General features: G+C 71.9%; 14 protein-coding genes, 1 rRNA gene and 1 pseudogene. 12 read left to right on the top strand and 4 right to left on the bottom strand.

Annotated elements, in window-relative coordinates:
• Positions 1 to 88 (top strand): 5S ribosomal RNA (gene rrf / locus AB0B58_RS19925); the annotation flags it as partial.
• A 156-nt stretch (positions 89 to 244) separates the two neighbouring features.
• Here the strand turns inward: rrf and AB0B58_RS19930 are convergent.
• Positions 245 to 913, bottom strand: coding sequence for a hypothetical protein (locus AB0B58_RS19930; protein ID WP_360225331.1), 669 nt, complete (start codon positions 911 to 913; stop codon positions 245 to 247).
• Between the two features lie 81 nt (positions 914 to 994).
• Here AB0B58_RS19930 and AB0B58_RS19935 point away from each other — a divergent pair, with 81 nt between their 5' ends.
• Genes AB0B58_RS19935 through AB0B58_RS19945 form a run of 3 tightly spaced genes read left to right on the top strand, consistent with a single transcriptional unit; the run spans position 995 to position 5,348 of the window.
• Entirely contained in the window at positions 995 to 3,634 is a 2,640-nt protein-coding gene (locus tag AB0B58_RS19935; RefSeq protein WP_360225333.1) for a valine--tRNA ligase, read from the top strand.
• Entirely contained in the window at positions 3,631 to 4,956 is a 1,326-nt protein-coding gene (locus AB0B58_RS19940) for a folylpolyglutamate synthase/dihydrofolate synthase family protein (protein ID WP_360225335.1), read from the top strand. Before AB0B58_RS19935 ends, AB0B58_RS19940 begins: the two co-directional genes overlap by 4 nt.
• Positions 4,953 to 5,348 carry a DUF4233 domain-containing protein gene (locus AB0B58_RS19945; RefSeq protein WP_360225337.1) on the top strand — a complete coding sequence of 132 codons (396 nt, stop codon included), beginning with the start codon at positions 4,953 to 4,955 and terminating at the stop codon, positions 5,346 to 5,348. The genes AB0B58_RS19940 and AB0B58_RS19945 overlap by 4 nt, the downstream gene beginning before the upstream one ends.
• 686 nt (positions 5,349 to 6,034) lie before the next feature.
• Here AB0B58_RS19945 and AB0B58_RS19950 read toward each other — a convergent pair.
• A complete protein-coding gene (locus AB0B58_RS19950) occupies positions 6,035 to 9,553 on the bottom strand; it encodes a VOC family protein (RefSeq protein ID WP_360225339.1) in 3,519 nt (1,172 codons plus the stop codon).
• A gap of 168 nt (positions 9,554 to 9,721) precedes the next feature.
• On the opposite strand from AB0B58_RS19950, the gene ndk reads away from it, so the two are divergent.
• The gene (ndk, locus tag AB0B58_RS19955; protein ID WP_360225341.1) at positions 9,722 to 10,144 is read left to right on the top strand and encodes a nucleoside-diphosphate kinase; all 423 of its coding nucleotides are present in this window, start codon (positions 9,722 to 9,724) and stop codon (positions 10,142 to 10,144) included.
• Here ndk and AB0B58_RS19960 read toward each other — a convergent pair.
• Positions 10,141 to 10,305: a hypothetical protein gene (locus AB0B58_RS19960; RefSeq protein WP_360225343.1), complete on the bottom strand. Its 165-nt coding sequence runs from the start codon at positions 10,303 to 10,305 to the stop codon at positions 10,141 to 10,143. The genes ndk and AB0B58_RS19960 overlap by 4 nt on opposite strands.
• A gap of 68 nt (positions 10,306 to 10,373) precedes the next feature.
• On the opposite strand from AB0B58_RS19960, the pseudogene AB0B58_RS19965 reads away from it, so the two are divergent.
• From AB0B58_RS19965 to AB0B58_RS19975, 3 genes and pseudogenes are all read left to right on the top strand, one after another.
• Positions 10,374 to 11,297: pseudogene (locus AB0B58_RS19965) on the top strand (alkaline phosphatase D family protein).
• A gap of 223 nt (positions 11,298 to 11,520) precedes the next feature.
• Complete coding sequence (ileS, locus tag AB0B58_RS19970; protein WP_360225345.1) at positions 11,521 to 14,637, top strand: isoleucine--tRNA ligase; 3,117 nt, start codon at positions 11,521 to 11,523, stop codon at positions 14,635 to 14,637.
• A 150-nt stretch (positions 14,638 to 14,787) separates the two neighbouring features.
• The gene (locus AB0B58_RS19975) at positions 14,788 to 15,468 is read left to right on the top strand and encodes a lysophospholipid acyltransferase family protein (RefSeq protein WP_360225347.1); all 681 of its coding nucleotides are present in this window, start codon (positions 14,788 to 14,790) and stop codon (positions 15,466 to 15,468) included.
• A gap of 62 nt (positions 15,469 to 15,530) precedes the next feature.
• Here AB0B58_RS19975 and AB0B58_RS19980 read toward each other — a convergent pair whose 3' ends face one another.
• Complete coding sequence (locus tag AB0B58_RS19980; RefSeq protein WP_360225349.1) at positions 15,531 to 16,835, bottom strand: hypothetical protein; 1,305 nt, start codon at positions 16,833 to 16,835, stop codon at positions 15,531 to 15,533.
• Positions 16,836 to 17,050: 215 nt separating this feature from the next.
• On the opposite strand from AB0B58_RS19980, the gene AB0B58_RS19985 reads away from it, so the two are divergent.
• The 4 genes from AB0B58_RS19985 to AB0B58_RS20000 all read left to right on the top strand — a co-directional run bounded on the left by AB0B58_RS19985 (position 17,051) and on the right by AB0B58_RS20000 (position 22,724).
• On the top strand, positions 17,051 to 17,842 hold the full coding sequence (locus AB0B58_RS19985; protein WP_360225351.1) for an alpha/beta hydrolase: 792 nt from the start codon (positions 17,051 to 17,053) through the stop codon (positions 17,840 to 17,842).
• 4 nt (positions 17,843 to 17,846) lie between these two features.
• On the top strand, positions 17,847 to 20,354 hold the full coding sequence (locus AB0B58_RS19990; RefSeq protein WP_360225353.1) for a SpoIIE family protein phosphatase: 2,508 nt from the start codon (positions 17,847 to 17,849) through the stop codon (positions 20,352 to 20,354).
• On the top strand, positions 20,351 to 20,692 hold the full coding sequence (locus AB0B58_RS19995) for an STAS domain-containing protein (RefSeq protein WP_360225355.1): 342 nt from the start codon (positions 20,351 to 20,353) through the stop codon (positions 20,690 to 20,692). Before AB0B58_RS19990 ends, AB0B58_RS19995 begins: the two co-directional genes overlap by 4 nt.
• A 79-nt stretch (positions 20,693 to 20,771) precedes the next feature.
• A complete protein-coding gene (locus AB0B58_RS20000) occupies positions 20,772 to 22,724 on the top strand; it encodes a TIGR03960 family B12-binding radical SAM protein (RefSeq protein ID WP_360225357.1) in 1,953 nt (650 codons plus the stop codon).
• Positions 22,725 to 22,729: the final 5 nt, after the last annotated feature.

Below are 22,729 nucleotides of genomic sequence, written 5' to 3' on the forward strand. Positions count from 1 at the left end.
CGGTCTCATTCCGAACCCGGAAGCTAAGCCCTCCAGCGCCGATGGTACTGCACTCGGGAGGGTGTGGGAGAGTAGGACGCCGCCGGACTTAACGTACAGTCGAGGGCCTTCCCCGGTAGGGGTTGGCCCTCGACTGCTTTTGTGTATCGAAAAGCGCTCCCTTTCGGGGTGGGCCTTTCTGCATCCGCATTCGAAAAGGCCCACCCGTGGCGGGTGGGCCTTTTCTGTTGCTTGAGGCGCCGGCTCAGTCGCGTTTCTGGGCCGCGGAACGAATGTCTTCGAACAGGGCCGCCGCGTCGGCCTCGGTCCGGCCCGGGAACATCGCTAGCGCGAGGCTGCCGTGATCGGCCCAGCCGCACACCGGCATGTCCGCGCCGTCGGACCTGGTCGTTCCGCACTTCATCGTGCCGCCGAGCGGGCCCGCCGGAACGTCATGAAGTCCGGTCACCGCCCCCTGCTCGTCCGAGATCAGGCCAAACGCTGTCTCCAGGTCGCTCTCCGGCATCCAGATCAGCGTGGTTCCGCCGAAGAACAGCACATCCTTGCCGGACCCGTCGGTCAGCACCGCACCGACCGCCTCGTCCAGCGCGACCTCGGCCGACAACGCGGTCTGCAGGTAGTCGCCCGTCGCCCGGCCGTCCTCGCTGCTGTCGACCGTCAGCCCGGCGACCTGCGCCGGAACCGTGAGGGTGGCGTCCTTCTGCGAGGCGATGCGCCAGCCCGCGTACCCGATGACCGACGCACCCGCCAGGCCCACCGCGAGCAGCGAGCTCAGCACGATGGTCTTGGCCCGCGACCGCGGACCGGGCCCCGAGCTCTCCTCCTCGGCCGGCTCGGTCAGGGCGAACGGCTCGGTGGTGATCTCTACCGGGTCCGCCTCGGTGTGCGGCGGATTACCAGGGCGCTCGGACATCGTGCGAGCCTAACAACCGGTTATCCACAGGCAGGCCGGTGCGATAGCAAGCCACCCGAGCGGGCTCCGTAGACTTGTCGGGTGAGCGAAGCGACCGACACCCGTACCCCCGACAGCCGGCCCACCGGTGGCCTCTCCGCCCAGTACCAGCCGGGCGAGGTAGAGCAGCGGCGGTACGAGAACTGGGTATCGGCGGGCTACTTCACGGCGGACCCGGCAAGCGACAAACCGCCGTTCTCGATCGTCATCCCGCCGCCGAACGTGACCGGCTCCATGCACGTCGGCCACGCCCTCGAGCACACGATCATGGACACGCTCAGCCGCCTCAAGCGGATGCAGGGCTTCGAGGTGCTGTGGCTGCCCGGCATGGACCACGCGGGCATCGCCACGCAGAACGTCGTCGAGCGCCAGCTCGCCGCCCAGCAGCTCTCCCGGCACGACCTGGGCCGCGAGGCCTTCGTCGAGAAGGTCTGGGAGTGGAAGGCCGAGTCCGGTGGCGCGATCACCGGGCAGATGCGCCGGCTGGGCGACTCCGTGGACTGGAGCCGCGAGCGCTTCACCATGGACGAAGGCCTGTCGCGTGCCGTGCAGACCATCTTCAAGCGGCTCTACGACGACGGACTCATCTACCGGGCCGAGCGCATCATCAACTGGTGTCCGCGCTGCCTCACCGCGCTCAGCGACATCGAGGTGGAGCACTCCGACGATGACGGCGAGCTCGTCTCCATCCGATACGGCGACGGCGACGACTCGATCGTGGTCGCCACCACCCGGGCCGAGACCATGCTCGGTGACACCGCCGTCGCCGTGCACCCCGACGACGAGCGCTACAAGCACCTGATCGGCACCGAGGTGGAGCTGCCGCTCACCGGTCGGCGCATTCCGATCGTCGCCGACGAGCACGTCGACCCCAGCTTCGGTACGGGCGCGGTCAAGGTGACCCCGGCGCACGACCCGAACGACTTCGAGATCGGCCGGCGGCACAACCTGCCGAGCATGACGATCATGGATGAGCGTGCCGTGGTCACCGTGCCGGGGCCCTTCGAGGGCCTCGACCGTTACGAGGCTCGCCCCGCTGTCGTGGCGGCGCTGCGCGAAGACGGGCGGATCGTCGCCGAGAAGCGGCCCTACCAGCACTCGGTCGGCCACTGCTCGCGGTGCAAGACGACGGTGGAGCCGCGGCTGTCGCTGCAGTGGTTCGTCAACACCGGGCCGCTCGCCAAGGCAGCCGGCGACGCCGTGCGGGACGGCCGGGTCGCGATCGAGCCGCCGGAGCTGGCCAAGCGCTACTTCGCGTGGGTCGACAACATGCACGACTGGTGCATCTCGCGCCAGCTGTGGTGGGGCCACCGCATCCCCGTCTGGTACGGACCGGCCGGCGAGGTGGTCTGCGTCGGACCCGACGACGAACCGCCCTCGGGTGACGGCTGGACGCAGGACGAGGACGTGCTCGACACCTGGTTCTCGTCCGGGCTGTGGCCGTTCTCCACGATGGGCTGGCCCGAGCAGACCGAGACGCTGGCCAAGTTCTATCCGACAAGCGTTCTGGTCACCGGCTACGACATCCTCTTCTTCTGGGTCGCCCGGATGATGATGTTCGGCCTGTACGCGATGGACGGCGTGCAGCCGTTCGACGTCGTCGCGCTGCACGGCCTGGTCCGCGACGCGCACGGCAAGAAGATGTCCAAGTCGTTCGGCAACGCGGTCGACCCGCTGGACTGGATCGACCGGTACGGGGCCGACGCCACCCGCTTCACCCTGGCCCGCGGCGCGAACCCCGGTTCGGACGTGCCGATCAGCGAGGAGTGGTGCCAGGGCTCCCGCAACTTCTGCAACAAGCTGTGGAACGCGACCCGCTTCGCGCTGATGAACGGCGCGACGGTCGAGGGCGACGTGCCGGCCACGAGCGAGCTGTCGACCGTCGACAAGTGGATCCTGTCCCGGCTGCAGCACGTCATCGCCGAGGTCGACGAGCAGCTCGCCACGTACGAGTTCGCGAAGGCGTGCGACACCCTGTACCACTTCGCGTGGGACGACGTCTGCGACTGGTACGTCGAGCTCAGCAAGCCGGTCCTGGCCACCGACGGCCCCGAGGCCGCGCGGTCGCGCCGGGTCCTCGGGCACGTCCTCGACCAGCTGCTGCGCCTGCTGCACCCGGTGATCCCGTTCGTCACCGAGGAGCTGTGGACGGTGCTGACCGGCGCCGAGTCGCTGGTCACCTCCGCCTGGCCGGTCACCGACAAGGCCCGCGTCGACGACGTGGCCGAGGAGGAACTGGCCGCGCTGCAAAAGGTCGTCACCGAGGTGCGGCGCTTCCGCTCGGACCAGGGCCTGCGCCCGGGCCAGCGGGTCAGCGCGGCCCTCACCGGCCTCGGCAACGTCGGCATCGACGTGCACGAGCCGCTGATCCGTTCGCTGGCCCGGCTCGACACGCCCGCCGCCGACTTCGCCGCCACGGCGACGCTCGCGGTCACCGGCGGCATCACGGTCGACCTCGACACCCGCGGCACCATCGACGTCGCGGCCGAACGGGCTCGCCTGGACAAGGACCGGGCCGTCGCCGAGAAGGAGGCGGCGCAGTGCCGCGCCAAGCTCGGCAACGACGCGTTCGTCGGCAAGGCCCCCGAGCAGGTGGTCGCGAAGATCAAGGATCGGCTGGCGACGGCCGAGGCCGATCTGGCGAGAATCGCGGCGGCCCTGAAGGCGTTGCCGGCGACATGAGCACCTATGAAGAGGTGATCGCCGCGCTCGACGGGCGCGGCTTCACCCGCATGGCCTTCGACCTGCAGAAGATCCGTGACCTCATGGACGTGCTCGGCTCTCCGCAGCGGGCGTATCCGTCGATCCATCTCACCGGGACGAACGGCAAGACGTCGACGGCCCGGATGATCGACGGCCTGCTGCGCGCGCACGGCCTGCACACCGGCCGCTACACCAGCCCGCACCTGGAGACCGTCCGGGAGCGGATCAGCCTGGACGGCGAGCCGGTCACCGAGGAGCGGCTCACCACCGTCTACGACGAGATCGCGCCGCTCGCCGACCTCATCGACAAGCAGGCCGCCGAACCGCTCACCTACTTCGACATGACCACGGCGATGGCGTACGCGGCGTTCGCCGATGCGCCCGTCGACATCGCCGTGGTGGAGGTCGGCCTCGGCGGCGAGGAGGACGCGACCAACGTCATCGAGGCTGGCGTCTGCGTCATCACGCCGATCGGGCTCGACCACACCGAGTGGCTCGGCGACGCGATCGAGGACATCGCCTGGGCCAAGGCCGGCATCATCCACCCGGGCGCCACCGTGATCAGCGCGGTCCAGACCGAAGAGGCCATGCGGCCGCTGCTGGAGCGTTCCGCTCAGGTGGGCGCGACCGTGGCCCGCGAGGGCAGCGAGTTCGGCGTCATCCGGCGTGACCAGGCGGTCGGCGGCCAGGTGCTCACTTTGCAGGGCCTCGGCGGCGTGTACGACGAGGTGTTCCTGCCCCTCTTCGGCGCGCACCAGGCGCAGAACGCGGCCCTGGCGCTCGCCGCCGTCGAGGCGTTCCTCGGTGCGGGGCCCGACAAGCAGCTTGATCCGGACGTCGTCCGCGAGGGCTTCGGTGGCGTCGACTCGCCGGGCCGGCTCGAGCGGGTCCGAAGCGCTCCCACGATCCTGCTCGACGGAGCGCACAACCCACACGGCATGGCGGCCACCGTGAAAGCGCTGGAGGAGGAGTTCGCGTTCCGCCACCTCGTCGCGATCGTCGCGGTGCTCGGTGACAAGGACGCGTCCGGCCTGCTCGAGCTGCTCGAGCCGGTCACGGCCCGGCTGGTGGTGACGCAGAACAGTTCGCCGCGCTCGATGCCGGTCGACGACCTGGCGGAGGTGGCGATCGACATCTTCGGCGAGGACCGGGTGACCGTCACGCAGACGATGCCGGACGCGATCGAGGAAGCGGTCGTCCTGGCCGAGGAGGATACGGACGGTGAGCACAGCGGCGTTGCCGTGCTGATCACCGGCTCGGTCGTGACCGTTGCCGACGCGAGGAAGCTGCTGAAGAAGTGACAACGCCACCACCCGAGCCGGTCTCCCCGGCCCCGGCCGACGGGGACGCGCCGCGCCGCTCCGGGCTGCGCAATCCCGAGGCGGCGGTGCGGGGCCTGGGGGCGGGCACGCTCGCACTGGAAGCGATCGTGCTGCTGCTGGCGATCCAGCCGATCCGCCTCTCCGGCGGGGACCTCAGCGGCTGGGGTGTCGGCGCGGTCGTGACCCTGGCGGTGCTGGCGGCGGTGCTGGCCGGCAGCATGCGCCGGTCGTGGGCCTGGAACGCGGGATCCGCGCTGCAGGTCCTGCTGCTGGCGTCGGGCCTGCTGCACTGGTCGCTGGGGGCGCTGGGCCTGATCTTCGGCGCGGCGTGGATCTACGCGACCTCGGTCCGCCGGAAGATCCTGGGCTGACCGCGTTTCCAAAGCGGGCCGTGGGCGTGGGGTCTGGGTTTGCGGGAAGTGTCCGGGCTGAGTGTCTGGCCTGGGGCGGGCTGTCGGCGTGGGGTCTGGGTTTGCGGGAAGTGTCCGGACTCAGTGCCTGGCCTGGGGCGGGCTGTCGGCGTGGGGTCTGGGTTTGCGGGAAGTGTCCGGACTCAGTGCCTGGGCTGAGGCGGGCCGTCGGCGCGGGTCTCGGTCTGGCGGAGCTGGGCTTGTTCGGGCTTTGCGTGGGCGCGGGTTGTCGGCGTCGGTCTGGGTCTGTCGGGGTTCATGGGCGCCTGCGTGATGGACGGCGATGGGCGGCGGTCGCCGGAAGCATCACCCGAACTACCCCGGAAGCGCTGACCGCCCTACCTCCGACGTGGATCGTTGGCCTCGGCTGCGTCTGCCCCGGAGCCGGCTGACTGGGCTTCGCTCGGGTGCGGGTCGTCGGCGTCGGTCTCGGTTGGTTGGGAACTTGTGGACTGACCGGAGTCGGTCGCGCTTGGGTGCGGGTTGTTGACGTCAGCAACCCGCGTCGGTCTGCCTCGCGGGGTCCCTTGGTGGAGCGCGATGCGGGGTGGCCAGAGCCCTTCGCGGCTGGGAGCGGGTTGATGATGTCGGCGGCTCGCGTTGGGCCGTATCGCGCTCACCCTTGGTGGTGGAGCGCGATGCCGGCGTCAGCGGATGGCCCGCCACTGGGTGATGGCGATGTTGTGGTCGTCGGGGTCGTGGAACGACGCCGCCCAGAGCTCCAGCTTGCCGCCGCGGTTCACCGGGCGGGGACCGTGCACGAAGGTCACGCCCTTGCGCATGAGCTCCTCGTATACCGCCTCCACGTCGCCGACCTCGAGGTTCAGGTAGATCAGACGACCGGCGACCGCGGACAGGTCGTGCACCTTGCGCAGGACCAGCCGGGTGTCTCCCGAGGCGAGCACCGCGCTGCTCGAACCCGCGTCGATCTCGTAGAAGCCGAGCATCTCGCGGTAGAAGACCACCGAGCGTTCGAGGTTGGTGACCAGGATCGTGATGCCTACGCCGTGGATCGCGCCCGCCGGGCCCGGGCGGGCGCTCGGGTAGGCGGTGATCAGGTCGTCGGCGCGTTCGTCCGGTTCGAAGCCGCCTTCCAGATCTGACCAGGGGCCGTTGGCGCGTCTCGTCGTCCCGCCCTTTGACCTGGGGGCCGCGGCGCCCGTCGTCGCGCCGGGGACCGGGCGGTGGGCCGGTCCGGCGCCGGAGTCCGCGGCGGACGCGGGGACCTCGCCGAAGGCGACCGACGGGGCTGGAGCGGAGACCGGACCGGAGGCAGGCCTGGGGACCCAGGCTGCGGCACGCGACGGGCCGGGCCTCGGGGTCGGTGCCTCAGGCCGGGTGGCGGACGGTGCCTGGCCGGGCCCGGGTGGCGGTGCCTCGGGCCGGGTGGCGGTGGGGGACGCCTGACCACGGAATGGGGACGGCCCCTCGGACCGGGTGGCGGAAGGGGCCTGGTCGGGCCCGGGTGGCGGTGTCTCCGCGCGGGTGGCGGAAGACGTCTGGCCAGGAATCGGGGACGAGGACGACCCCGTGGGCTGGGTGGCGGAGGGCGCCTGGCCGGGGGCCGGGGGCGGCGCCTCGGCGCGGGTGGTGGAGGGCGCCTGGCCAGGAATTGGAGATGACCCCTTGGGCTGGGCGGTGGACGGCGCCGGGGAGGACGCCCCGGCGTGGGCCGTCGGAGGCGCGGAGGTGGGGCCCGGGGCACGCGCAGCGTCTGGATCGCCGGTGGGCGGGCCTGAGGCGGCTCCTCCGGCGGGGTCGCGGTCGCTGTCGGCGCGGGCTGTGGAGTCGGCCGGTGTTGCGGTGGCCGGCGGCGGCGCCGGATCCCGGTGGCTGGGCGGGACGGTCGCCGAGCGGGTCGTGCGGGCGTCCTCGGTGCCGTCGGTCTCGTGTTCGTTGGAGGGCTCGGGGTCCTCGTGCTTCCTGCCGCGCAGGGCATGGCCGAACGCCGCTATTCCGGCGGCGACGACCGCGGCCGCTGCCGCCGGCAGGCCGGTTGAACCCCCGGTCGGGGTCCTCGGGTGCTCACTGTGGTGCGCGCGATCGTCCTCCGCGGACGCATCGGCGGTGGTGGAGGCGGTGTCGTCGGCAGGCGGCGGGACCACTGCCGCGGACGCTGCTGCGGGTGCGGGTGCGGGTGCGGGTGCGGGTGCGGGTGCGGGTGCGGGTGCGGGTGCGGCGGTGCGGGCGACTTGCTCGTCGTCGCCGGCGACGTGGCGGGGCCGCGGGCGCGACCGGGTCTCGGTCGGCGGCTCGTTCTCCGCGCCGGCCGTGGACCGCGGCCCGGACTCGGCGCCGGAGGCGAAGCCCACCCCGGGCCCGGCCGCATCGCGAGCCGCGGATCCCGGCTCACCGGCAGCGGCAGAACCTCCGTCGTCAGCGGCCGTGCGCTCGCCGGCGGCCGGGGCGCCTCCGTTGGCAGGGGCGGTGTTCTCGGCGGCAGAGCCGTCCGTGCTTGCGGTGACGGCGGAACCGCCTCCGTTGGCAGGGACGGTGTGCTCGGCGCCAGAGCTTTCGCCGGCGAGTGCCGACCCGGCCGGAACGCTCGGCCCGGACTCGGCGGCGGACCCGGCTGCGGCGGGCTCGGCCGCGGTGGGTGTCGGTGTTGCATCCGGGGGGCCTTGGCGCTCGCGGGCCTGCCACGGCGGCGGCTCCAGGTCACCAAGCAGGTCGTCGTCGGCGGATCTTGTCGAGCGGGCAGGGGGAACGACCGGGCCCGTGCCGCCGCCGGCCGGTGCCTCGGCGTCGAGGATCCGGGCGGCCCGCTCGCCCACTCGGCCATCGTCCTGGTTCGGCTCGGGCTGGTCCGGCTCGGGCTGGTCCGGTTCGGACTGGTCGGGTTCGGACTGGTCGGGTTCGGGCGGGGCGGCGGCCCGGTGCGCATCGACCGGGGGTGCGATCAGGCCGCTCGCCATCGCCGAGCGGGACTGCGGCCGGGTCTCGGGCGCCGGTTCCGGGTCACCGCTGAGCGCGAGGTCGATCTCGGGATCGCGGGCCGGCGGAGCGTCGGTCTCCGGGCTCTCGTCCAGCGCAGAGTCGATCTCCGGCTCCGGCTCCGGCTCCGGCTCCGGCTCCGGTTCCGGGTCGGCGGGCGGGGACGCCGCCGCGGCAGCCTCGGCGTCCGGCGCCGCGGAAGGCTCCGCCGAAGGCTCCCTCGAAGGTTCCGTGGAAGGCGCCGCGGAGGGTGCCGTGAAAGGCGGGGCGGTGCGCTGGGTCGGCGCTGGGGGCGGTGCCTGCTCTGCCTCTGGGTCCGGGGGCCCCTGGGGGGAACCGGTAGCCGCTTGCGGGGTGGTGGCCGCTGCGTCTGTCGGGCCGGTGCGCGTATCCGGATCGAGGGTTGTGGTTGATTGGGGCCTCGGCCGGGGCTCGGGTGCGGCCTCCGCCGCGCGCGGCGGGGCGGCCGTCGCGGTCCGGGCCCGCTGCGGCAGCGGGGCGCGGTAGTCGTAGTCCGGCTCCACCAGCTGGCCCTCGACGATCGGGCCGCCGGGTGCGTCGCGGACGATCACCGGGGCCGGCGCCTCGTCCGGTTCCGCCGCGCGGGGCGGCGGCGGGATCGTGTCGTCCAGGTCGCCCGTTCGGGGGGCCGGCGGTGGCGGCGGGGGCTCGTCCGGTCCCCGGCCCCACTGGCGGTCTCGGGTCGCCCACGGCGGTGGGGCCGGCTCGCCGCCCAGCAGGTCGTCGTCCGGCAGGTCCTCCTCGTAGTACAGGGGCGGTGCGTTCAGGGTCGCCTCGTGGGTTTCCGCTTCGTCCCAGTTGATGCGGACCCGGCGCATGTCGTCGACGTCCACCGTCACCGGCAGGGTGTCGCCGACGTGCGGCCATTTCGTCACCGGCACCCGGGGGTCGCGGACCGTCACCTCGGAGGTCGGCAGGCCGGGGGCCACGATCACGATCTGGAGCTCTGCGCGGCCGTAGATCGACGTGGCCGGCGGGTCCGACACCGCCTTGACCTGCGCGGATCCGGCCACCCAGGCGCGTGCGCCGCGGCGCACGACGTTGACCATGCCGACGCCGATGGCCAGGGCCAGCATGGCCACGCCCAGCGCGACGATCGCCCAGCTCGACATGCCGAGGCCGAACAGCATCACGAAGACCGCGATGGTGCCGACGACCGCGGCCACGAGTTTACGGGCAGGCGCGATCGGCCGGCCGTTCTGGTTCGCCACTGTGGACCTCCTGGGTTACCAGTCAGGTTACGTAGCGGCGACCGCCCGTGGAAAGTGCGCTACCGGGCGGTTGCCGCTCGCGTCCCGGGCGGTACCGATAGGCTGACATCCCGGTGTGACAGCACCGGCGCGCCGACTTGCACAAGCCATGACCAGGAGGATCTTCCGTTGTCCACCGCTACTCCCGCCGAGCGCACGCTCGTGCTCGTCAAGCCCGATGCGCTGCGCCGCGGCCTCCTCGGTGAGATCCTCGGCCGGTTCGAGCGCAAGGGCCTCACGATCGATGCGCTGGTCGTGCGCACCATGGACGCGGAGCTCGCCGACCAGCACTACGCCGAGCACGTCGACAAGGCGTTCTACCCGCCGCTCAAGGAGTTCATGACCAGCGGGCCGCTCGCCGCCCTGGTCCTCTCCGGCGACGAGGTCATCGCCGTCGTGCGCGCCCTGGTCGGCGCCACCGACGGGCGCAAGGCCGCCGCGGGGACGATCCGCGGCGACCTTTCGCTGTCGAACCGGGAGAACCTCGTGCACGCCTCCGATTCACCCGACAGTGCGAAGCGTGAGCTCGCGCTCTGGTTCCCCGAGCTCTAAACCTCGGTGGGTGGCTGATTGCGGGCGGCGATCGAGAGCCGGTTCCAGACGTTGATGGTGGCGATCGCCACCAGCAGGTTCGCCAGCTCCTCCTCGGTGAACGCCTTGGCCGCCGGCTCCCAGACCTCGTCCGGCACGCCGTGCTCGCCGAGGCGGGTCACCGAGTCGGTCAGGGCCAGGGCGGCCCGTTCCCTCTCGGTGAAGAACGGCGCGTCGTGCCAGGCCGCCAGTGCGAAGAGCCGGCGGCGTTCTCGGTGCCCTGCCGGCCGGGCCGGTCTTCGCCGGCTGGTCGGCGGCCCGGCCGGTGCTCACCCACGGCGTTCCGTCCGGCGACGCCACCGCCGACTCCGCCGTCGTCTGGGCCCGCGCGGACCGGGCGGGCCTGTTCAGCGAGCCCCTCGACGGCTCCCTGACCACCGCGCCGACCCGCCGGCAGGACGTCTCGTTCGTGTGGACCGGTGGCGTCGTCGGACAGGGCTGGGGCATCGACCCGCGTACGGTGGCCTGAAGCTCTTCGACGCGAAGCGCGCCCGCCGCCCCGGCTTACTGGTACCCGGGGGAGATCCTCGACGACGGCAACACGTACCCGGATTCGCACCACGGCCTGCTCGGCGCCGAGCAGCGCGAGTGGCTGATCCGCGGCCTGCGCACGTCGAGGGCGACCTGGAAGGTGATCGCCAACGACCTGCCGCTCGGCCTGGTCGTGCCGGACGGCGCGGGCGCGCAGGAGGGCGTCGCGCAGGGCGATCCGGGCGCGCCGAAGGTCCGGGAGCTGGAGTTCGCCCAGGTCCTTCGGTCGGCGCACCGGGCGGGGGTCACCGGCATCGTCTTCCTGACCGCGGACGTGCACTACACGGCCGCGCATCACTACGACCCGGCGCGGGCCGCGGTGCAGGACTTCACGCCGTTCTGGGAGTTCGTGTCGGGGCCGGCGCACGCGGGTGGATTCGGCCCGAACACGCTGGATGCGACGTTCGGGCTGCGTGTCGCGTTCGTGCACGCGCCGCCGGTCGCGAACACCTCGCCCGCCGACGGATACCAGCACTTCGGCGAGGTACGCATCGACGCCGCCACCGGGGCCTTCCGGGTGGACCTGCGCGACCGCGACGGGGTCTCGCTGTGGAACACCACCCTGCCCGCACCCCCGCGTTGACACCTCTGCCGGTATCGTTGGGTGGTCAGGCGCTGATCCGGCCATCACCGGGGAGTCTCCGGAAGAACGGGCGCACGCCTCAGTAGAACCGGACGGTCGCGGTCCGTCACAGCCGCCGAACGAGCGGGCGTCGCGACAGCGGCGCCAAGCGAGGTGGTACCGCGGGCTCCGGCTCGTCCTCGCAGACCACGACAGTGAGCTGCGCGAGGAGAAGCGACCACCGATGGCCTACCCCAAGCACACCGACGCGACGGGCGTGCCCGCGAGCCCCGATCTGCCCGCCGTCGAGCGGGCCGTGCTCGACCACTGGACCGCCGACAAGACGTTCGAGGCCAGCGTCGAGGCGCGGCCCGCCGGGCAGAACGGCAGCAACGAGTACGTGTTCTACGACGGCCCGCCGTTCGCCAACGGCCTGCCGCACTACGGCCACCTCTTCACCGGCTACGTCAAGGACCTGGTCCCGCGCTACCAGACGATGCGCGGCAAGCGCGTCGAGCGGCGGTTCGGCTGGGACACGCACGGGCTGCCCGCCGAGGTCGAGGCCGAGAAGCAGCTCGGCATCACCACCAAGGCGCAGATCCTCGAGCTCGGCGTGGACAAGTTCAACGACGCCTGCCGCACCTCGGTCCTGGCGTACACCAAGGACTGGGAGCGCTACGTCACCCGCCAGGCCCGGTGGGTCGACTTCGGCAACGACTACAAGACCCTCGACCCGGACTACATGGAGTCCGTCATGTGGGCCTTCAAGACCCTGCACGACAAGGGCCTGGTCTACGAGGGCTTCCGGGTGCTCGCGTACTGCTTCCGGTGCGAGACGCCGCTGTCGAACACCGAGACCCGGATGGACGACGTCTACCGGGACCGGACCGACCCGGCGCTCACCGTCACGTTCCAGCTGGAGACCGGCGAGAAGATCGCGGTGTGGACGACCACGCCGTGGACACTTCCGTCGAATCTCGCGCTCGCCGTCGGCCCGGACATCGGGTACGCGATCCTCGAGAAGGACGGCGAGAGGCTGATCCTGGGTGCGGGGCGCGTCCCGGCGTACGCGAAGGAGCTCGAGGGTTTCGAGCAGGTCGGCACCGTGCTCGGCCGGGAGCTGGCCGGGCGCCGGTACACGCCGCTGTTCGACTTCCTGGTCGAGCAGGCCGGCCCGGACGCCTTCCAGGTGCTCGCCGCCGACTACGTGACCACCGAGGACGGCACCGGGGTCGTGCACCAGGCGCCGGCGTTCGGCGAGGACGACCAGACCGTCTGCAACGCGGCCGGCATCCCGACGATCGTGACGGTCGACGAGCACACCCGGTTCACCGCGCTCGTGCCCGACTACCAGGGTGTGCAGGTCTTCGACGCCAACAAGGCGATCATCGCCGAGCTCAAGGGCCGCGGCGTCGTGCTGCGCCACGACGGTTACACCCACTCGTACCCGCACTGCTGGCGCTGTGACACGCCGCTGGTCTACAAGGCCGTGAGCTCCTGGTTCGTCGCGGTCAGCAGGTTCCGGGACCGGATGGTCGAGCTCAACCAGGAGATCACCTGGACGCCGGCGCACATCAAGGACGGTTCGTTCGGCAAGTGGCTGGCCAACGCCCGGGACTGGTCGATCAGCCGGAACCGGTTCTGGGGTTCGCCGATCCCGGTGTGGAAGTCCGACGACCCGAACTACCCGCGGGTCGACGTGTACGGATCGCTGGCCGACATGGAACGCGACTTCGGCGTCGCCGTGACCGACCTGCACCGGCCGTACGTGGACGAGCTGACCCGCCCCAACCCGGACGACCCGACCGGCAGGTCGACGATGCGCCGGGTCCCGGAGGTGCTCGACTGCTGGTTCGAGTCCGGCTCGATGCCGTTCGCGCAGGTGCACTACCCGTTCGAGAACAAGGACTGGTTCGAGCACCACTACCCGGGCGACTTCATCGTCGAGTACATCGGGCAGACCCGCGGCTGGTTCTACACCATGCACGTGCTGGCCACGGCGCTGTTCGACCGGCCGGCGTTCCGCAACTGCCTCAGCCACGGCATCCTGCAGGGCGCCGACGGCCGCAAGATGTCCAAGAGCCTGCGCAACTACCCGGACGTCTACGAGGTCTTCGACTCCTACGGCTCGGACGCCATGCGCTGGATGCTCATGTCGTCGCCGGTGCTGCGCGGCGGGGACATGCCGGTCACCGAGACGGCGATCCGCGACTCGGTGCGCCAGGTGCTGCTGCCACTCTGGAACGTTTGGTACTTCTTCAGCCTCTACGCCAACGCCGCCGGGCACGAGGCGACGCTGCGTACCGACTCGGCGCACCTGCTCGACCGCTACATCCTGGCCAAGACCGGCGAGCTCGTCTCGGACACGACCAGGCAGCTCGACGAGTACGACATCTCGGGGGCGGCCGCTTCGGTGCGCTCTTACCTGGACGCGCTGACCAACTGGTACGTGCGCCGCTCCCGGGACCGTTTCTGGGCCGGCGACGCCGACGCGTTCGACACCCTGGCCACCGTGCTCGAGACCCTCTGCCGGGTGGTGGCGCCACTCGCGCCGCTGACCGCCGAGGAGATCTGGCGCGGCCTGACCGGCGAGCGCTCGGTGCACCTGACCGACTGGCCCGAGGCCGGCGTTTTCCCCGCCGACCACGACCTGGTCGCGTCCATGGACGCGATCCGCGAGGTGGCGTCCGCGGCGCTGTCGCTGCGCAAGGCCAGGGCCCTGCGGGTACGGCTGCCGCTGGCCAGGCTCACGGTGGCCAGCCCCGACGCCGACGCGTTGCGCCCGTTCGCCGACCTGCTGGCCGACGAGGTGAACGTGAAGACGGTGGAGCTGAGTGCCGATCTCACCGCGTACTCGCAGCAGGTGTTGACCGTGGTGCCGCGTGCCCTCGGCCCGCGGCTGGGCAAGCAGGTCCAGGTGGTCATCAAGGCCGTCAAGGCCGGCGACTGGGAGCTGGTCGACGGCGCGCCGGTCGCCGCCGGCGTCACCCTGCAGGAGGGCGAGTACGAGCTCAAGCTCGTCGCCGCCGACGCCGAGAACTCGGCGCCGCTGCCGGCCGGCCGTGGCGTGGTCGTGCTCGACACCGCGGTCACGCCCGAACTGGCCGCCGAGGGGCTGGCCCGCGACGTGATCCGGGTGGTGCAGCAGGCCCGCCGCGACGCCGGGCTGGACGTCTCGGACCGGATCTCGCTGCTCGTCGGCGCCACGCCGGCGGTCTCGGCCGCGGTCGAGACGCACCGGGACTTCGTCGCGGCGGAGACGCTGGCGACCTCGCTGGGCCTCGACCCGGGTGTGACAGGTTTCAGCGGCGAGGTCGGTGACGGCGAGGCGGTCACGGTGTCGGTCACCCGGGCGGTGTGAATCTTGGCGCCGGTCGGCTCGGGATCTGCCTGCTTCGGCGGTAAATGCCGAGCCGGTCGGCGGCCAGCCTGACAGCAGCTTTCCGGCCTGTTTCCGATAACCTCGAAACCGCCCCCTCATCAAACTGGAAGTCCCCGCCGGAGGAACACGTTGCCGCTGCTCTACTCGATCGGCAAGATCACTGTCGGTAAAGCGATGACACTCGGCTGGCGGCCGCACGTCGAAGGTCTCGAGCACATCCCCACCTCCGGCGGCGCCATCTTCGCCGGCAACCACCTGTCCGTCGCCGACGAGCTGTTCCTCGGCGCCGTCGTGCCCCGGCACATCGCGTTCTGGGCCAAGGCCGAGTACTTCCGCGGCGGCGGCATCGGCGGCAACGTCACCAAGTTCGTGCTGGAAGGCCTCGGCGCGATCAAGGTCGAGCGCGGCGGCGGTCGCGCGGCGCTGGCCGCCTTCGACGGCGCGATCCCGGTGCTCAAGGCCGGTGACATGGTCGCCGTCTATCCCGAGGGCACCCGCTCACCGGACGGCCGGCTCTACCGCGGGCGTACGGGCGTGGCCCGGCTCGCCGTCGCGGCCGGCGTGCCGATCATTCCGGTCGGCATGCTCGGCACGGATAAGGTCCAGCCGATCGGCCAGCGCATCCCCCGCCCCGTCAAGGGCAAGGTCACGATCAAGTTCGGCCCGCCGATCCCGACGGTCGGCCGCAGCGACGACCGCACCGCGCTGCGCACGCTGACCGACGAGGTCATGGTCGAGATCCAGAAGCTCACCGGCCAGGAGTACGTGCCCCGCTACGCACCGCCGCGCGGCGCCACGCCGGAGGCCTAGTCGGCGGCGTATGACCCCCGGCCCGCACGGGCCGGGGGTCACACGCCCGACTCGCGTCGGCGTCACCGGCGGACGAGCACCGAGCTGCGCACCCGACCCGTGAGTTCCGCGCTCTCCGCGAGGGAACGCCTGGTGAACAGCACGGTGCCGAGGCTGCCGTGGTCGGCCCAGGCGCAGACGACGACCGCGTTGCCGCCGGAGCGCCCGACGCCGCAGCGCTCGTGCAGTCCGGTCTCGCCCAGGTCGTACGGCTCGACGTTCTTGATGCGGTAACCGTCGGCCAGGTGTGCGATCTCGGCCTCGACGTCCTCCTGCGGCGTGAGCCGCAGCCCCGTCGTGCCGAAGACCGTCACCTTCTTGCCGTTGCCGTCCGTGTAGACCCCGCCGAAGACGTCGCCCTGCGCCAGGCTGGTGCCGCGCAGCTCCTCTGTCAGCCGCTCGACGGCCCGCCGGCTGGCGCCGTCGTCGCGCAGGTCCAGGTCGGCTATCGACGCCGGTAGGTCGGCCGTCACCGGGTACTGGTTGGCCGCCGGCCAGGCGAGGTAGCCGGGCACACCGCAGCAGCAGACCAGGCTGACGAGGGTGAACAGGAACAGCCGGCGTGGCCACCGGCGCTTGCGGCGTGGCGGGTGCGGGCCCGGCGGGCCGGCCGGCGGGCGGCCCTTCGGCGGGGGCTGCCACGGCGGCGGCGCCGGTCGGGCCGGGGCCGGCCGGGCCGATGGCTGGGCCGCGCGGTACTGCGGCGCCGGTGCCGCCGGCGGCCGGGGCTGTACCGCGAGCCGGTTGGCCGGGGCGGCCGGCGTCGGCTTGGCGCGGTTGCGGCCCCAGCGGCGCCTGGCGGGCGCGGCCGGCGGACTCCCGGCGGCCGGTGCGGGCGCGGCCGGCAGGCTCGCGGCGGGCGGTGCGGGCGCGCTCGCCGGCGGCGCCGGGCGCTCGGTGCGGGTGGGCGGGAGCGGCGGCTCGAGCCGGGTCGGCGGCAGCGGCGATCCGACGCGGGTGGGCGGCATCGGGCCGTCGATCCGGGTGGGCGGCATGGCCTCCGGGAACGGCAGCTCGGCCTGCCAGGGTGTGTCCTGGTCGGCCCACGGATCCACCGCGGGCGTGGCCGACCAGTCGTCGCGCCCGGCCCAGGGGTCGGCGCCCGGCGGCGGTTGGTCCTCGGCGCGGCGGCGCGACCACCAGGGGCGCTTGGGCACGTGCGGCGGCACGACCGCGGAGCCGCTCCATCGGGCCGCGGTGGTGCCCTCGGCCGGGGTCGGGTCGTCCGGGGTGCCCTCCACGCGGGTGGGTTCGGGTGCCGGGGGCGGCACGGCGGTGCTCTCGTCGGGCGCCCCGGCGGCCGGCTTCTCCGGCTGCTGGTCGGCCATCCGTCGATCTCCTCCCACCGCTCGTACCGGGCCGTCGCATCGGTCGCCATCGCGGCGTCTTCCGCCAGGTTAGAGCCGCTCCGCCACTTCCTCGGTGTTGATCGAATCACCCTGCCGGAGCCGGATTCGGTGAAGGTCATTCGCGAACGACGGACATGGGGGGCGATGTGCGGGACGGTCCGGAGTCGTATGGTGACCCGGATGGTGAGCGGAAGATGAACACGACTCAGCGCAACGCGGTGTCCGTGACCGGGCGGCCGGACGGCCGCGCGATGGTGTTCGCCCACGGCTACGGATGCGACCAGAACATGTGGCGCTTCGTTGCGCCGGCGTTCCTGGACACCCACCGCGTGGTCCTCTTCGACCACGTCGGCGCGGGCCGCTCCGACCTGACGGCCTACGACGACGAGCGCTACTCCACCCTCGACGGGTACGCGAGCGACGTCCTGCAGATCCTGCACGAGCACGAGCTGTACGACGTCGTCTTCGTGGGCCACTCGGTCAGCGCGATGATCGGCGTGCTCGCCGCGATCCGCGAGCCCGGGCGCTTCGCCAAGCTGGTCCTCGTCGGGCCGTCGCCGCGCTACATCGACGACGGCGACTACGTCGGCGGTTTCGGAAAAAACGACATCGAGGAGATGCTGGAGTCGCTCGACAGCAACTATCTCGGCTGGTCGAGCGCGATGGCGCCGGTCATCATGGGCAACTCCGACCGGCCCGAGCTCGGCGCCGAGCTCACCAACAGCTTCTGCGCCACCGACCCGGAGATCGCCAAGAAGTTCGCGCACGTGACGTTCATGTCGGACAACCGGTCGGACCTGGCGAAACTGCGCACCCCTGCCCTGATCCTGCAGTGCACCGACGACGTCATCGCGCCCGGGGCCGTCGGCTCCTATGTGCACGAACATCTCGCGGGGAGCACACTGGTCGTCATGAATGCGACCGGCCATTGCCCGAATCTCAGCGCTCCCGCCGAGACGGTCGCCGCCATCAGGGCGTACCTGTAGCGCGATGACGGACAGCGGTGACGGCGGACCGGACGTGACGCACGACGTCCAGGTGCCCTGGGAGGAAGACCCGGGCGACCTTTACGACAACGCGCCGTGCGGCTACCTGACGACCATGCCCGACGGCACCATCGTGAAGGTCAACGAGACGTTCCTGGACTGGACCGGCTACGACCGTCACTCGCTGGTCGGCCGGCGGCGGTTCCGTGACCTGCTCAGCCCCGGCGACAAGATCTATTACGAGACCCACTACGCGCCGCTGCTGAGCATGCAGAACGACGTGCACGAGGTGGCCTTCGACCTGGTCTGCGCCGATGGCCGCCGGCTGCCCATCCTGGCCAACTCCACCCTGGGGCGGGACCCGGCCGGGCTGCCGCGGGTCATCCGCACCACGATCTTCAACGCCACCGAGCGCCGCGGGTACGAGAAGGAGCTGCTCGCCGCCCGCCGCGCCGCCGAGGCCTCCGAGCGGCGGGTCCGGGTGCTGCAGGAGATAGTGGCCGACCTGGCGGCGGCGCCGACCGAGGCCGACGTCGCCGACACCGTCGTGCGCGTGCCGGAGCCGGCCTTCGGCGCGAGCACGGCGACGGTCTGGCTGTCCGATCCCGACCGGGACCAGCTGACCGCGATCGCGTGCACCGACTCCGCCGGCCCGGCCCGCGACGACATCCCGCGCGGTTCGCCGCGGGCCGTCGCCGAGGTGGCCCGGCGCGGAGACCTGCACGTGATCGGCTCGATCGAGGAGGCCGAGGAGCACTTCCCGGACCTGGCCGGCACGATGCTGCGGAACCGGCGCGGCACCGTGGTGCTGCTGCCGCTGACCGCCTCCTCCGCCGAGGAGCCGGCCGGCGTGGAGGTGCTCGGCGTGCTCGGGTTCGACTTCGCCGAGCAGCGGGAGCTCACCGACAGCGAGCTGCGCGTGGTCCGGCTGCTCGGGCACCAGGCCGGGCAGGCGCTCGACCGGGCGCGGCTCTACGACGACCTCCGGCGGCGCGAGATCCGGTCCACCTTCCTCGCGGAGACGACCCGGGCGCTGGAGGTCGTGCCCCGGCTCATGCCCCGGGCCCGCCGCCTGATCGAACGCATGGTGCCGGAGATGGCCGAGTGGGCGTCGGTGCGGCTGCAGGTCGGTCCCGCCGGGCTGCACGCCGACGGCGGCGGACCGGCACCCGATCCCGAACGGCTGGCCGAGCGGATCGTCGAGGTGGTCGCGAGCGGTCAGTCCCAGCTGACCGACGACAAGGGCCCCGACCCCGACTGCGCGGTGTTGCCGCTGGTCGCGAACGGCAAGGTGTTCGGGACCCTCGCGCTGCGGATGGCGCCGGGCCGGCGTACGGCGGTGGCCGAGGCGGTCTTCCTGGCCGCCCTGGCCGACCGGGCCGGGCTGGCGCTGGAGAACGCCCGCCTCTACGAGCAGGAGCGGGCCATCGCCCGGACCCTGCAGCGCAGCCTGCTCGCCAACGACCTGCCCTCGGACCCGCGGTTCGCGGTCGAGACCCACTACCAGGCCGCCGCGCACGACCTCGAGGTCGGCGGCGACTGGTTCGACGCCTTCCAGATCACCCCGGACAAGCTGGCCGTCGTCGTCGGCGACGTGGTCGGGCGCGGCATCGACGCGGCCACCACCATGGGCCAGCTGCGCAGCGCCATCCGGGCCCTGGCCTCGGCGGAGGCTGGGCCGGCGCGGCTGCTCGAGCGCCTGGACAGGTTCGTCGAGCGGGTCGAGTCCGCCCGGATGGCGACGGTCGCCTACGCCGAGGTCGACCTGTCCAGCAACGAGATGACCTACTCCTGCGCCGGGCACGTGCCGCCGCTGCTCGCGGAGCCGGGCGCCCCGCCGCGCTACCTGCTCGACGCCCGCTCCGGTGCGCTGGGATCGCGCGCCGGACGCGGCATGCGGCTGGAGCACCGCGTACGCCTCTCCGCCGGCAGCCGGCTGCTGCTCTACACCGACGGCCTCATCGAGCGCCGCAACCGCGGCATCGACGCCGGGTTCGAGGTGCTCGCCCGGGCGTACGCGGGCCGCCGCGACTCGCCGCTGCCCGGGCTGGCCGCCGGCCTGGCCGACTTCCTCGTCGGCCGCGAGCACGCCGACGACGTCTGCCTGCTCTGCATCTCAATCGGCGTCGAGGAGCGGCTGGAACGCTCGATCGGCGCGGACCCGCTGCAGATCGCCCTGCTGCGCAAGGACCTGCGCGGCTGGCTGGTCGCGAACGGCGTCGACGACGAGAGCACCCAGGCGGTGCTGCTGGCCTGCTCGGAGGCGGTGGCCAACGCGATCGAGCACGGCTACCGCGACGACCCGTTCGGGATCGTCGAGGTGGTCGCCGCGGTGTCGCCCGAGGCCGTCGAGTTGCGCATCCGCGACCAGGGCCAGTGGCAGGCCACGAACGACGACGCCGCCCGCGGCCGCGGGCTGAAGCTCATCCGCCAGGTGATGGACCACGCGTCGTTCGATCACGACGAGGGCACCACGGTGTCGATGCGGCGTACCCGCCGGGAGGCGCGATGACTCAGTGGGTGACCTTCGCCAAGCTGGGCAAGGTCGATCTGGTCCGGCTGGCCGGCGAGATCGACCTGGCCAACGCGCCGGAGATCGGCCGCGAGATCGTGCGGCAGACCGGGTACGCGGGCGCGGTGCTGATCGATCTGACCGCTGTCTCGTTCCTGGACAGCGCGGGTGTGCGGCTGCTGGACACGCTGGTCGGCGACCTGGACGACCAGGGCACCCCGGTCCGGTTCGTGGTGGGTGCCACCGGCCCGGCGCGGATGACGCTGCAGCTGTGCGCGTTCCGTGATGATCTCCTGACCACCGACCTCGATCGGGCCGCGAACGAATTGGCACCCTGAGCCGCGTACCCTGGGGGCCAACGAATGAGCTCGCGAGCGCGACGAATGTCATCGCCGGAGCGCCAGCGGAGGCTATGGCATGAGTGTCAGTTCTGTGTTTCCCCAGCTTGAGCAGTTGCTGCCCCGGGTGAGCAAGCCCATCCAGTACGTGGGCGGTGAGCTCGGCGTCGTCGTCAAGGACTGGGACGCCACCACCGTGCGGTGGGCGCTGATGTATCCCGACGCCTACGAGGTCGGCCTGCCCAACCAGGGCGTACAGATCCTCTACGAGGTGCTCAACGAGCAGAGCGACGTGCTCGCCGAGCGCACCTACGCGGTCTGGCCGGACCTCGAGGCGCTGATGAAGGAGAACGGCGTACCGCAGTTCACCGTCGACGCGCACCGGCCGGTCCGGGCCTTCGACGTGCTGGGACTCTCGTTCGCCACCGAGCTGGGCTACACGAACATGCTGTCGGCCCTCGACCTGGCGCAGATCCCGCTGATGAGCGCGGACCGGGACGAGAGCCACCCCATCGTGCTCGCAGGCGGCCACGCCAGCTTCAATCCGGAGCCGATCGCCGACTTCATCGACGCCGCCGTGCTCGGCGACGGCGAGGAGGCGGTCCTCGAGATCACCGGCATCATCCGGGAGTGGAAGGCCGAGGGCTGCCCGGGCGGCCGCGACGAGCTGCTGCTGCGGCTGGCGCGCACCGAGAGCATCTACGTTCCCCGCTTCTACGACGTCGACTACCTGCCCGACGGGCGCATCCAGCGCGTCGTGCCGAACCGGCCGGACGTACCGTTCCGGGTGCACAAGCGCACGACGATGGACCTCGACGCCTGGCCGTACCCGAAGAAGCCGCTGGTGCCGCTCGCCGAGACGGTGCACGAGCGGTACGCCGTGGAGATCTTCCGGGGCTGCACCCGGGGCTGCCGGTTCTGTCAGGCCGGCATGATCACCCGTCCGGTCCGGGAGCGGTCGATCACCACCGTGGGGCAGATGGTCAAGGAGGGGCTGGAGTTCTCCGGCTTCTCCGAGGTCGGCCTGCTCTCGCTGTCGAGCGCCGACCACTCGGAGATCGGCGACATGTGCTCCGGCCTCGCCGAGCAGTACGCGGACACCAACGTCTCGCTGTCGCTGCCGTCGACCCGGGTGGACGCCTTCAACATCGACCTGGCGCAGGAGCTGTCCCGCAACGGGCGGCGTACCGGCCTGACGTTCGCGCCCGAGGGCGGCTCCGAGCGGATCCGCAAGGTCATCAACAAGATGGTGACCGAGGAGGACCTGATCCGGACGGTCGTCACGGCGTACTCGAACGGTTGGCGCAGCGTCAAGCTCTACTTCATGTGCGGCCTGCCCACCGAGACCGACGACGACGTGCTGCAGATCGGCCGGATGGCGCACGAGGTGATCAAGGCCGGCCGGATCGCCACCGGCACCAAGGACATCAAGTGCACGGTCTCCATCGGCGCGTTCGTGCCCAAGCCGCACACCCCGTTCCAGTGGGCGGCGATGGAGCGGCCCGAGGTGATCGACAACCGGCTGCGGATGCTCAAGCAGGAGATCAACAGTGACCGGTCGCTGGGCCGGGCGATCGGCTACCGGTATCACGACGGCGAGCCGTCGCTGATCGAGGGCCTGCTCTCGCGCGGCGACCGCCGGGTCGGCGCGGTGATCCGGCGTGCCTGGGACAAGGGCCAGCGTTTCGACGGCTGGAGCGAGCACTTCTCGTACGCCCGCTGGGTCGAGGCCGCGGCCGAGACGCTGCCCGCCTTCGGCGTGGACCTGGACTGGTTCACCACCCGCGAGCGCGAGCAGCTCGAGGTGCTGCCCTGGGACCACCTGGACTCCGGCCTGGACAAGGAATGGCTCTGGCAGGACTGGCAGGACTCCAAGAGCGAGTACGAGCAGGACGACTGCCGCTGGACCCCGTGCTTCGACTGCGGCGTCTGCCCGTCGATGGACACCGAGATCCAGATCGGCCCCACCGGCCGGAAGCTGCTGCCGCTCACCCCGACGAACGGGCTGCGCTCCCCGGCGCACACGCACTGACCAGT

It is taken from the genome of Actinoplanes sp. NPDC049118, assembly GCF_040648555.1.
Classification (GTDB): domain Bacteria; phylum Actinomycetota; class Actinomycetes; order Mycobacteriales; family Micromonosporaceae; genus Actinoplanes.